Below are 12044 nucleotides of genomic sequence, written 5' to 3'. Positions count from 1 at the left end.
CAAACACACAATAGAGCTGACTGAGTATTTGGCGTTGCGCTATTTCGGACGCTTACCTCTCTATTATGCCGAATCAGGTTCACTTTCGCTGTGTTCCTCTAACTTCCTATGGCTTCCTTCAGACCCTGCCGTTAGCCAACAACGCCCTTGCCATTCGGATTATCTTCCCCTCAGTCGGGGCGATACAGGTTTCTTTCAACCTGTCGGGTTTGCCAGCTTCGCTGGGCAAACAAAAAAGGCACTTCGAATGTTCGAAGTGCCTAATAAAATATAACGTTTTATTTTACGAAATATAACCCACCGACAGCTGAGAGCCCTGTTATTAAGAAGCCTAACGTCTCTAGGTAATCTAATTTCTTATAAGGTTGACCGACAACAAAACCTAAGTAACTTCGCCAAACGAAGAAAAGAAGGTAGAGCAGAGAAATAAATGACATTAAACCAAAAATATGCATTTTAGAAATAACGTCAAATGCTGCTACTGCCAATACAGCCCCTGTTATTACATGTAAAACAACAATGTAACTAAAGTTGAACAACGCTAATTTATCTTTTTCAGAAGATAGCATTGTGTTCGCACCTGATATAGAGTTTTTATTGCTCATTATATGGCAATAAAGACAAATAGCTGCACCTATCAAACCCAATCCAAAGATCATAGTTTTCTCATCTTTTACTATAATTTCCCACTACACTCAGTATTAAGAACGAGGATCAACGAAAATTATTTCACATCAACGCCATCTCCCAATAATCGAGACGTTTGTCAGGATCTGATAGCAAAGTCATACATTGTTGTCTGTACTTAGCGATCATATCTTTTAATCCCGTTGAGTTCTTCATTACACTCATTTGTTGTTGCATCACTTTTTGGAGCTTAGCTTCTGCATCCTTATCATATTTTATTGCAATTTTAATCGCTAGTTTTTCAGAGCCTTTAAGCCTTTCAGCAACGTTCTTCATCTGAGGCACATTCATTTGCTCCAGAGCACGGCTACTGATTTGATAATACGAAGCACATGATAACGCTTCATCCACTAATTTTTGTTCTGGAGTAGCTGCAAACACAGAAAAAGCTTGGAAGAGAAATACCAGTAGTAATTTCAATCCTGTTTTCATATAAACCTCTTTATCATATTAATATGCTAATAATACTAAATTATTTCTCGTTCGTATGATAAGAATTGATCATCACATTTAAAGCCTAAACCTTCATAAAGGTTTTTCGCAATCAGGTTGTCATGGTGAGTTTTTAGCTCAACTCGATTAACTCCCTCTATCCTTGCCATAGAAATAACTTTGGAAGTTAACGCTTTGGCAATCCCCTTTCGCCTATGGTTATGAGCAACAAAAACATCGTTAAGTACGAAGACCTTTTTAGCTAACAAAGATGAAAATGTAGGGAATACCTGACAGAAACCACCTAATTCGCCCTCTTCATTCTTGGCAAGAAAAATTAACGTACTATCATCGTATATTCGAGAGCGAATGAAGTGCTCAGCAAGCGATACATCACCTTTCTGCTCATAGAATTGTCGATATTTATCGAAAAGAACTGCGACTTGTTTTACATCTTCAATTTTTGCTTTTGAAATTTGATATTGCATTGATTCACCAATTTTGACTCCGATGAATTAATAGTAAGACGGAATTTAAACGGTCGCTAACTTTTTGAATCATTAGGTTGCTATGCTCGAACTCTGATTTTAAAGAATACAGTATAAAGTACTGGCACAATTAACAGCGTTAAAATAGAAGCGAAGCCTAAACCAAAAATGATCGTAATCGCCATTGACCCAAAGAAAGCATCGCTGATCAGTGGCAACATACCAAGCATGGTAGTAATTGCAGCCATCAAAACCGGTCGAACACGACTCACCGATGAATCAATTACTGCGGCATAAGGTTCTTTACCATTGCTCAATTCAAGATTAATTTGATCCACCAAAACAATGCCGTTTTTGATCACCATTCCTGTCAAACTTAACATTCCTAACAAAGCCATAAAACTGAATGGAGCATCAAATAACAACAGGCCTGCAACAATCCCAATAATTGATAAAGGTACAGTGCACCAAATAACGAGTGGCTGCCTTACCGAGTTAAACAATAATACAGTGATCAAAAACATCCCTAGATAACCCATAGGAATTGAGCTGAATACAGCTTTTTGAGCATCACCAGCGCTTTCGTATTCTCCCCCCCATTCTAACTTGTATCCGTGCGGGAGTTTAATTTGCTCAACTTTATCACGCACTTTTCTGAATACGGAGTCGGCCGTTTCATCAACACCAAGTTTAGGGTCAGCCATAACAGCAATCATTCGTTTTCTGTCGCGACGAACTATTAATGGATTTTCCCACTCAGTCTTAAATTCAGACACTACTTGATTCAAAGGTACAAACGAAGAGGTTTTATTACTCCATACCTGAATTTTAGACACACTGTCTGCATCTTGTCTTTCAGCTTGTGGAGCTCGAGCAACAACAGGGTAAATGTGTGAAGTTTCCCGATAACTACCAATCACTTTTCCTGAATAGTTAGTGTGTAGCGCATCATCAATTTCTGTTTTTGTAATACCTAGAGCATGCGCTTGTGGCGCTGCGATTTGTGGACGAATAATCATCACTTGGTTACGCCAATTTTGTCGTACATTATCTGCAGTGGGCTCAGCTTTTAGAATTGCTCCAGCTTTAGCGGCAAGCTCACGTAAAACAATAGGATCATCCCCATAAAAGCGTGCTTCAATTTTAGCGGCTGGTGAAGGACCATTTTCCAAAGGTTTAAATCTAAATTCAGCTTCAGGATATTTCTGTCTTAGCTGATCTTGCAGTCTAGGCATATAGCTTTTAAGAGAATCAAGATCTTTCATTTCTATCAATAGCTGGCTATAAGCTGCATACCCTTTTTCTGGTGCATAAGGCAAAACAAAACGCTGTGCGCCCTGACCGATTACTGTTGTTAGGTTTTCTACACCATTTTTGTGTTCAGCTTCACTAGTAAGGATGTCTTTCTCGATTTTCTGCATATAACTTTCGTTGGCTTTAATATCAGTACCTTCAGGTAACCAAACATCCACAAAGAAAATCGGTGTATTTGAGGCAGGGAAAAATACATTTTTAATATGGCCAAAGCCAGCAATTGCTCCACCAAGTGCTGCAACAATCAATAAGATTGTTACTGCACGATGATGAATCGCCGCAGAAAGTACTTTACCATAAACCGTAAACACAATGCCTTTGTATGGATCATTACTTCCATCGTCAGCTTTTTGCTCGCCATCTTTAAATGCAATATTACAGAAGAATGGCGTTAGGGTTATTGCGGTGATCCAGCTGATAAACAGTGAAATTAATAACACATAGAACAATGAGCGACAAAACTCACCGGCGGCATTTTGCGAAAGACCAATAGGAGCAAATGCAATGATGGCAATAACCGTTGCGCCTAATAATGGCCATTGGGTTTGAGATACAATACCTTTAGCAGCCTGTAAACGAGTTTGCCCACGCTTTAAACCGATTATCACACCTTCAGTAACGACAATAGCGTTATCCACCAGCATACCCAGTGCAATAATCAATGCTCCAAGAGAAATGATTTGTAACTCAATCCCCATCACTTTCATAACGATGAAAGTACCAAGAATAGACAGCAACAAAATTAAGCCCATTAAAATACCAGAGCGTACTCCCATGAATAGAAGCAAAACACCGATCACAATGGCTACAGATTCAGCCAAATTGATAACGAAACCCGTTACAGTAGTATCAACAACTTGTGCTTGGTCATAAATTTTATTCAGTTCCATCCCTAAAGGCTGACGATCTTTGAGTTCTGTCAATCGAGCTTTTACCGCATTGCCCACATCAACAACATTGACGCCTGAAGCAAATGAAATACCTACTGAAATCGCAGGTTCACCTTGATTGTGATAAAGCACACGTGGTGTTTCACTATAGCCCTTGTAAACCTTAGCAATATCTTTTAGATACACCAATTTAGTACTATTAGGTGGACTTACGAGAAGATTTCGCAAATCATCAATATTCTTAAATTCACCTGTTGGGTGAATCCGAATACGGTTGTTATCAATGCGAATGCTCCCTGCATTTGATACGACATTTTGTTGTTGAATGGTTCTGAAAATTGAAGCAGGACTTAAACCAAGACTTACCAACTTTTCTGGAGAGATCTCAACAAAAATTTGCTGAGGAATATTGCCTGTTACCGATACTTTTTTAACGCCGTCAATAAGTACCAACTCTCTGCGTAAAAAGTCTGCGTAATTCTTCAGCTCTCTCGATGTATAGCCGTCGCCATTTAAGTTGTACAGCAAACCAAAAACGTCACCAAAATAGTCGATGACTTGAGGTTTCTGAACACCTTGAGGAAATTGACCTTGTAAATCATTTACTTTTCGACGTACTTCATCCCAAACTTGCGGAAGTTCTTTAGGCCCATACGAGTCATAAACTTCAATCTCAATCTGAGATAAACCTGCGCTATTAACCGACTTTACATGTTTAACTGCATCCAATTGCTGAATAGCATCTTCAAGCGGGAGGGTAACCTCTTCTTCAACTTGTTCAGGTGATGCGCCAGGGTATACTGTATTTACTAGGGCCTGTTTAATCGTAAATTCAGGAAATTCTAATTGCCCTAACCCAGTAAATGAAATTGCGCCGCCAATCAGTAAAATCAGTACGAACATCCAACTAATGACTTTTCTCTCAATGGAAAACTGTGCGATATTCATGGTTTAAACTCCACGTTCCCATTTTAAAGGCTTAACTTTCATATCTTCTGATAAGTGTTGGATTCCGGCAGAAACGATTTGCTCGCCTGCAGTTAAGCCACTAATGATCTGAATGCCATCATCGGTGATTTTTCCTAACTTAATTGTTCGTTCTTTTACTTGCCCATTGCTGAAAACCCAAGCCACAGACTCACCATTGGCATCAGCATTCTCGACAGCAGACAAAGGAACAACAGGATAAACATGATCAGGCCCATCATTTGGCAAAATAAAAGTGACTTCGGCAGTCATACCAGGAAGTAGTTTTAAGTCTTTTGGTTGTGCAAGACTAAAAACCACTTCATATGCTTGAGTGCCCGGAGTGACTTGAGTTGTAAATTCTTTGAGAGTGACTGGGTAAGTATGATTTTTATCGCCAATAAACTGTGCTGAGCTCTTTATTTTTTTATAACGCTCATTCACTGAATACTTGGCGACTAAATATTCTGGAATTTGAACTTCTAAATCTACACTGTCGTTTTTTTGCAGTGTTAAAACCGCTTGATTTGCACCAACCACCTGGTAGTTATCTACGCTAACTTTAGCGACGATTCCATCAAATGGTGCATAAAGGGTAGTATAACTAAGTTGATCTTTAGCAGAGGCCAGTGCTGCATCAGCTGATTTTTGCTTGGCTTTGGCTGTATCGTAATTTGATTGCGAGATCAGTTTTTGTTTAAGTAACTTTTGGACACGTTTAAATTCAGCACTCGCTAGCTCATAATCAGCTTCACGGTTTAACAGATTATTTTTGGCATCTTTATCTTCTAATTTTGCTAGTGACTGACCTTTTTTAACTTGAACACCTTCGAATGGCGGCCTCTTTTCCATGACACCACTGACTCTAAAAGATAAATCAGCCTGCTTGTTTGCAGCCACCTTTGCAGGATAAGTCCTAGTATTACGGCTTTCTTCACTCGGGATCGTAAATAGCTTCACTGGTTGAATAACTTCACTAGAAGTCACAACTTCTTGTTTAGGACTACAAGCAGTCATAAACAACATGCTTGCAATTAAGATACTGATATAACGTGGCTTAAACATTTCAAAAGATCCATATAAAAAATTGCTGAAATTATACTTCGAACTATCGTTGCAAAATACGGTTTTAAATGGGAGTATTCGTTGCATAAAGTGGAACAGATTTAGCAGCAGGTAAAATTATATGAAGACAGAAGATATCTCACTTTTCCACAGAATAGTCGAGAAAAAAAGCATTAACGATACTGCCGCTCAATTAAGCATTCCTAAATCAACAATCAGTCGTCGATTAAAATCTTTAGAAGAAGAGTTGTCTATTAAACTCTTTCATCGCCACGGCAGAGAAATGGTTCCTACTGCAGCTGGAGAGCGATTTTACCAGCAAACAATCTCGATGATTTCTGAGTTAGAGAACCTAGTGAGTGGTTTAAATACCGATAAAGCTCCGCTGTCAGGCAAGCTAAGAATACAGATGTTGCCACTCCCTAAAGCAAGCCATCTGTGTTCACTCATATTTTCTTTTATAGACAAACACCCACAGATTGATGTGGAACTATTGGTGACAACAGAGCCGCTTGATATGGTGAAGCACAACTTAGATGTTGCTTTCCGGATTGGCATCCAAACAGAAGACGCAGATCTTGTGGTCCGTCCCTTATTCGAAAGAGAAGTCCATTTTTACGCTAGCCCCGCATATATAGAAGAACATGGAAACTTGTGTTCAGCAATGGATTTAGAAAAACACAACTGTATTTTATATCGCTTTATGAGCAGTAAAGTTATTAACGATACGTCAGACTTTTCAAATCTTGGCAACATTAAGCTTAAAGGGAATTTGATTACCAATAGTGTTGCATTTGCAAAAATGGCCGCCATTGAAGGAAAAGGTATTGCATGTTTACCTAATGACTTCGTGCAATCACAAGTAGAAAATGGTGATTTAATAAAAGTGTTACCCGAGATTGAATCGGTAAAGGGAATATACAACATCGTTTACCCTTCAAGGGCCTACTTGAGTAGGCCGGCTAAAGAATTCATCGATTTTGTGCTGAAAGAAGTGAAAAATAATGGCTTTGATTTTACCAGTAAATCCATCGATGAAGAGTATTGGCTCTAGAGGCCGCTCCCAATTAGTCATTTCGATTTGTTACTGCCTAAAGTTGGCAAAATCGAGGCACGAAGAAAGAAGTTTAGTGGGCTAAACGCAGTAACGAAAGTTTTGTATGTCGATCAATGAAAGATGAGTAACAAAGAGTTTGCCAATTTTAGGTGTAACCCAAAGGGCTGTGTATATTTTTCGTTTCTTCTGCGTTAACGAATGATTATGTAGAGTAACTACACCTCACATTCGCCGCCTTGAACAAACAAAAAATCTACAACAGCAAACCGAAATAGTTAATCGGGAACGGCCTCTAACCCATCAGAAGCATTGGCTCGTCTTCATCTGGCACGGCAATATCTCGCACATTTTTAAAGCCAACACTCCTTAAAACAGATTGTGAACCTGGATTATCGTGTTTAACTAACGCCATAATCCTTTTAATGTTCATTTGTTGATAGCCCCAGTCAACCACTGCTTTAGCTGCTTCTTTGGCGTAACCATTCCCCCAATAACGAGGAAGTAATGCATAACCAAGCTCCGGAAAAGACAAATACTCTCGCTTGGTTAATCCAGCCAGGCCAATAGCCTCACCAGTAGATTTCAAACTCACATGAAATAATCCAAAACCATACTGTTGATAGCTGGTTTTAGGGCCATTCATTATATAAGCTTTCGCATGTTCTTTACTTCTGACTCGGTTATCGCCAATGAATTGTATATAACCGGGCGAGTTGACTATTTCGAAAATAAAATCAAGATCTGAGTCATCAACAAATCTTATCAATAACCGTTCAGTAGTTATCAGTGGCATTCATGACTCCATACCAAAAAATTTCGATGCTGTTAGTTTTTTCACTTAACTAACTTTAGCACCAAAATATTTTGATAAATGAATATGTAAAAAAATTAATGAATTGATGACTACAAGTAACGCGTAAAATCTTCACCTTTTTTTGCAGCTTTTTCAGGTACAGGGCTTGGTGGCATACCGATATAAAGAAAGCCTACAATTTCATCATTATCATTTATTGCCATTTCACGCTTAACAGTAGTGTTATATGCGTATTCACCTGTTCTCCAAATACTTCCTAAACCTAAAGTGAAACAGGCTTGTTGCATTGCCATAACAGCACAACCCGCTGAAATAGCTTGCTCTAATTTAGGCACTTTTGCATGTGGCTTGTAAGTAGCAACAATAGCAATAATAGTTGGCGCTCTAAAAGGCATCATCGCTGCTTTATCGAGAGCTTGACGGTGGGCATCATTTCTTTTTGCAGCTTTAACCAAAATATCAGAAAACTTTTTTGTGCCCTCACCTTCAATTACGATAAATTCCCAAGGAGTCAGGCTCGCATGATCTGGAACTCGAACCCCTGCATCCAAAATAAACTCTAACTGATCTTTCGTTGGACCAGGCTCAATTAAACGTGGGGATGAATGTCTGGTAAGAAGTAATTCTTTAGCTTCCAAAGTGATATCCATTATTTGAATTATTTTAGTTGAATATACAGTTACCGATTCCGAGATTCAATTCATTGATAACAAAAATACAGCGAACACATTCAAAATCGAAATATAAATAAGCCGCAATACTGTGCGGCTTATTTAATTATTTTAGTAATAGATTACGCTAATCCGTTTTTCTTAGCTATGTAATAGTCAAGACTAAAGTAACGACCACCACCCATTACAAATACAGCAAATAACATTAAGAAATAGGTAATCGCAAACTCAATACCGTTGTTCAATACAACAAAGTTTCCGGAAGAAGTTAACCAATCATAATTACCATTTTCTTGTAAAATTTCTTTCGCACGAGATAACTTATCTGCAGAAGCCATAACTTGTTCATTGGCTAACCAAGAACTTGGATCTGCAATCGCTAACCAGCCGTTTTCCCAATGCACTGTAAATGCCGCTACTAACATAGTCACCATTAAAGGTATTGCAACTAAACGAGTTGCTAAACCAATTAGAAGTAAAGCTGAACCAACTAATTCTGTTCCAACCGCAAGAGTTGCCATTACAGCTGGGAATGGTAAGCCCAATCCCCAATCAGGATTACCAAACCAAGCAACGGTGTCACTAAAGTGACTGTACTTGTTGTAACCAGCTTGAAGTAAAATCGGAGCGAGATAAATTCTTAGAGCTAATGGCGCAAGCCCTTCAATGTTTCCTACTAAGCCGAGGAATTTTTTATAAAGTTGAGTTAAGTCCATGGATTATCCCCATATACGCAATAGTGTCAATTATCAGTGAAAGACCCTTAGACAGAGCACAAAATTTCACGTAAACCAAAACTTTTAGCAAAAAAGTATTTTTTCAAGTTTAACTACCGCTAAACTATAGTCTAAATTTTAATCTTTGCTTGTCCTTAGAATGATTAAATAAAATAGTGAGTGTATTCTTGCTACAGCAAGGGAACAAGGCAGTTTGTCATTACATAAAAACATGCCATATCACAGTCAATTCTTTTACTTTTTACAGATCATTATTATTATTCTGAATTCCTGCTTAACCTTGTCACTTAAAATACTATCTAGAAATCAAAAACCAAAATAAAGTACCTATAATGTGACATGACACAATGCTAATAAAAGATAACTATGTTAGCATCACTATTAATTGGTAAGACCAATTACCCAGAGTGAGATTTTGATTTGTTTTATGCTGTTTTTCATACAGTAAGAAGCAAACCAAAATGTTATTTTTAAATGCTGACCGATGCCCTTGTAGCTTTCAGCTTCTTTTTTAAAGTTACAGCTCATAGGCCAATTTGCATTATTTCCAAATAGAAGGTAGTGGTATGACAACCGAAAATGCAGAATTATTCAGTAACGCTTGGGAAGGCTTCAACTCAGGTGATTGGAAATCAGAAGTTAACGTCCGTGACTTCATCCAAAAAAACTATACTCCTTATGAAGGTGATGAATCTTTCTTAGCAGGTGCTACAGAGTCAACAAATACTCTGTGGGCTAAAGTCATGGAAGGTATCAAGCAAGAGAACAGTACTCACGCACCTGTTGATTTTGATACAAAAATGGTTTCAACCATCACATCTCATGATGCTGGTTACATTAACAAAGACCTTGAAACGATTGTTGGTTTACAAACTGATGCACCACTTAAACGTGCAATGCTACCTAACGGTGGTATCAGAATGGTTGAAGGTTCTTGTAAAGCTTATGACCGTGAATTAGATGCTGATGTCAAATACGTATACTCAGAGCTTCGTAAAACACACAACCAAGGTGTTTTTGATGTGTATACTCCAGAAATCCTTGCTTGTCGTAAGTCGGGTGTACTGACGGGTTTACCTGATGCTTATGGTCGTGGTCGTATTATTGGTGATTACCGCCGAATTGCACTTTACGGTATCGACTTCTTGATGAAAGACAAGCTAGCTCAATTCCACTCGCTTCAAGCTCAGTTTGAAGCTGGTGAAAAAGTAGCTGAAGTAATGCAACTTCGTGAAGAAATTGCAGAGCAACATCGTTCACTTGCACAAATGAAAAAAATGGCGGCTAAATACGGTTCCGATATTTCTCGCCCTGCCGTCAATGCACAAGAAGCTATTCAATGGACTTATTTTGGTTACCTAGCAGCAGTTAAGAGCCAAAACGGTGCTGCAATGTCTCTTGGCCGTACGTCTTCTTTCCTAGATATCTACATCGAACGTGATATTAAGAACGGCGTAATCACTGAAGAACAAGCTCAAGAAATGGTTGACCATTTCGTAATGAAACTTCGTATGGTTCGTTTCCTACGCACTCCTGAATACGATGAGTTGTTCTCAGGTGACCCAATTTGGGCAACAGAATCTGTAGCTGGTATGAGCTTAGATGGTCGTACTCTTGTTACTAAGAGCAGCTTCCGTTTCTTGAATACGCTTTACACTATGGGACCAAGCCCAGAGCCAAACATCACCGTACTTTGGTCTGATAAGCTTCCTGAAAACTTCAAAAAGTACAGTGCTAAAGTATCTATCGATACCAGCTCTATTCAGTATGAAAATGACGACCTAATGCGTCCTGATTTTGAATCTGATGACTATGCAATTGCATGTTGTGTGAGCCCAATGATTATTGGACAACACATGCAGTTCTTTGGTGCTCGTGCCAACTTAGCGAAAACCATGCTTTACGCTATCAATGGTGGCGTTGATGAAAAATCAAAAGCGCAAGTAGCTCCTAAATCTGATGCGATTACTGATGATGTACTTAATTACGATGATGTAATGGGCCGTCTTGATACCCTAATGGACTGGTTAGCCACACAATATGTGACTGCACTAAACTCAATCCATTTCATGCACGACAAATACAGCTATGAAGCAGCATTAATGGCGCTACATGATCGTGATGTTCGTCGTACTATGGCTTGTGGTATCGCCGGTCTTTCTATTGCAGCAGACAGCTTGTCAGCAATCAAATTTGCTGAAGTAAAACCTGTTCGTGATGAAAATGGTATTGCTGTTGATTTCGACATCAGTGGCGACTATCCGAAATTTGGTAACAATGACCCTCGTGTTGATGACATTGCTTGCGATCTTGTTGAACGCTTTATGGCGAAAATCCGCAACAAGAAAATGTACCGTGATGCAATTCCAACACAATCTATCTTAACCATCACTTCAAACGTGGTTTATGGTAAGAAGACAGGTAATACTCCTGATGGTCGTCCAGCAGGTGCTCCATTTGCTCCAGGTGCAAATCCGATGCACGGTCGTGACGAAAATGGTGCAATTGCTTCTTTGACTTCTGTTGCGAAACTGCCATTTGCTCACGCACAAGACGGGATTTCATATACTTTCTCTATCGTGCCAAACGCACTGGGTAAAGATGATGACAGTCGTCGTAAGAACCTTGCAGCTTTGATGGACGGTTATTTTGCTCATAACGATAACCGTGAAGGTGGTCAACACTTGAACGTGAATGTGATGAACCGTGAGATGCTTGAAGATGCCGTTGTTCATCCAGACAAGTACCCACAGCTAACAATCCGTGTTTCTGGTTACGCAGTGAGGTTCAACTCACTGACCACAGAACAGCAACAAGACGTTATCGCACGTACTTTCACTAAGTCTCTGTAAGGCTTAAAATCACTGCCAACAGATTCGTTTGTTGGCAGTGTTATTTCTAAAGTTCATCCGTTTGTATTTCA

11 protein-coding genes are annotated in these 12044 nt (G+C 39.1%); 3 read left to right on the top strand and 8 right to left on the bottom strand.

The features are described 5' to 3' along the window. Window positions 1-274, top strand: a 274-nt coding sequence (locus JQC92_RS10225) for a hypothetical protein (protein WP_204999569.1), incomplete at its 5' end; no start/stop codon positions are given. 4 nt (window positions 275-278) lie between these two features. Here the strand turns inward: JQC92_RS10225 and JQC92_RS10220 are convergent. From JQC92_RS10220 to JQC92_RS10200, 5 genes are all read right to left on the bottom strand, one after another. Next, window positions 279-659 (bottom strand): hypothetical protein, encoded by a 381-nt coding sequence (locus tag JQC92_RS10220; RefSeq protein WP_204999568.1) that lies wholly within the window; start codon window positions 657-659, stop codon window positions 279-281. 70 nt (window positions 660-729) lie between these two features. Continuing rightward, the gene (locus JQC92_RS10215) at window positions 730-1119 is read right to left on the bottom strand and encodes a hypothetical protein (protein WP_204999567.1); all 390 of its coding nucleotides are present in this window, start codon (window positions 1117-1119) and stop codon (window positions 730-732) included. Between the two features lie 35 nt (window positions 1120-1154). Then, window positions 1155-1607, bottom strand: coding sequence for a GNAT family N-acetyltransferase (locus tag JQC92_RS10210; protein ID WP_204999566.1), 453 nt, complete (start codon window positions 1605-1607; stop codon window positions 1155-1157). Between the two features lie 80 nt (window positions 1608-1687). After that, entirely contained in the window at window positions 1688-4759 is a 3072-nt protein-coding gene (locus tag JQC92_RS10205; protein WP_204999565.1) for an efflux RND transporter permease subunit, read from the bottom strand. Between the two features lie 3 nt (window positions 4760-4762). Next, the gene (locus tag JQC92_RS10200; protein ID WP_239480509.1) at window positions 4763-5842 is read right to left on the bottom strand and encodes an efflux RND transporter periplasmic adaptor subunit; all 1080 of its coding nucleotides are present in this window, start codon (window positions 5840-5842) and stop codon (window positions 4763-4765) included. A 121-nt stretch (window positions 5843-5963) separates the two neighbouring features. Here JQC92_RS10200 and JQC92_RS10195 point away from each other — a divergent pair, with 121 nt between their 5' ends. Further along, the gene (locus JQC92_RS10195; protein WP_204999564.1) at window positions 5964-6896 is read left to right on the top strand and encodes a LysR family transcriptional regulator; all 933 of its coding nucleotides are present in this window, start codon (window positions 5964-5966) and stop codon (window positions 6894-6896) included. A 295-nt stretch (window positions 6897-7191) separates the two neighbouring features. Here the strand turns inward: JQC92_RS10195 and JQC92_RS10190 are convergent, their stop codons facing one another. From JQC92_RS10190 to JQC92_RS10180, 3 genes are all read right to left on the bottom strand, one after another. Then, window positions 7192-7692, bottom strand: a complete 501-nt coding sequence (locus tag JQC92_RS10190) for a GNAT family N-acetyltransferase (protein ID WP_129946392.1) — start codon at window positions 7690-7692, stop codon at window positions 7192-7194. A gap of 110 nt (window positions 7693-7802) precedes the next feature. Further along, window positions 7803-8351 carry an NAD(P)H nitroreductase gene (locus JQC92_RS10185; protein ID WP_129946401.1) on the bottom strand — a complete coding sequence of 183 codons (549 nt, stop codon included), beginning with the start codon at window positions 8349-8351 and terminating at the stop codon, window positions 7803-7805. A 155-nt stretch (window positions 8352-8506) separates the two neighbouring features. After that, complete coding sequence (locus JQC92_RS10180) at window positions 8507-9100, bottom strand: HvfX family Cu-binding RiPP maturation protein (RefSeq protein WP_204999563.1); 594 nt, start codon at window positions 9098-9100, stop codon at window positions 8507-8509. Window positions 9101-9687: 587 nt separating this feature from the next. On the opposite strand from JQC92_RS10180, the gene pflB reads away from it, so the two are divergent. Next, the gene (pflB, locus tag JQC92_RS10175; protein ID WP_204999562.1) at window positions 9688-11973 is read left to right on the top strand and encodes a formate C-acetyltransferase; all 2286 of its coding nucleotides are present in this window, start codon (window positions 9688-9690) and stop codon (window positions 11971-11973) included. Window positions 11974-12044 lie beyond the last annotated feature (71 nt).

Source organism: Parashewanella hymeniacidonis (genome assembly GCF_016900895.1).
GTDB lineage: Bacteria > Pseudomonadota > Gammaproteobacteria > Enterobacterales > Shewanellaceae > Parashewanella > Parashewanella hymeniacidonis.
This window is presented reverse-complemented; position numbering and strand designations above follow the sequence as displayed.

What these genes read in the sequence shown, in the direction of transcription:
- JQC92_RS10220 (WP_204999568.1), bottom strand. Translation starts at nt 659, where the DNA reads ATGATCTTTGGATTGGGTTTGATAGGTGCAGCTATTTGTCTTTATTGC.
- JQC92_RS10215 (WP_204999567.1), bottom strand. Translation starts at nt 1,119, where the DNA reads ATGAAAACAGGATTGAAATTACTACTGGTATTTCTCTTCCAAGCTTTT.
- JQC92_RS10210 (WP_204999566.1), bottom strand. Translation starts at nt 1,607, where the DNA reads ATGCAATATCAAATTTCAAAAGCAAAAATTGAAGATGTAAAACAAGTC.
- JQC92_RS10205 (WP_204999565.1), bottom strand. Translation starts at nt 4,759, where the DNA reads ATGAATATCGCACAGTTTTCCATTGAGAGAAAAGTCATTAGTTGGATG.
- JQC92_RS10200 (WP_239480509.1), bottom strand. Translation starts at nt 5,842, where the DNA reads ATGTTTAAGCCACGTTATATCAGTATCTTAATTGCAAGCATGTTGTTT.
- JQC92_RS10195 (WP_204999564.1), top strand. Translation starts at nt 5,964, where the DNA reads ATGAAGACAGAAGATATCTCACTTTTCCACAGAATAGTCGAGAAAAAA.
- JQC92_RS10190 (WP_129946392.1), bottom strand. Translation starts at nt 7,692, where the DNA reads ATGCCACTGATAACTACTGAACGGTTATTGATAAGATTTGTTGATGAC.
- JQC92_RS10180 (WP_204999563.1), bottom strand. Translation starts at nt 9,100, where the DNA reads ATGGACTTAACTCAACTTTATAAAAAATTCCTCGGCTTAGTAGGAAAC.
- pflB (WP_204999562.1), top strand. Translation starts at nt 9,688, where the DNA reads ATGACAACCGAAAATGCAGAATTATTCAGTAACGCTTGGGAAGGCTTC.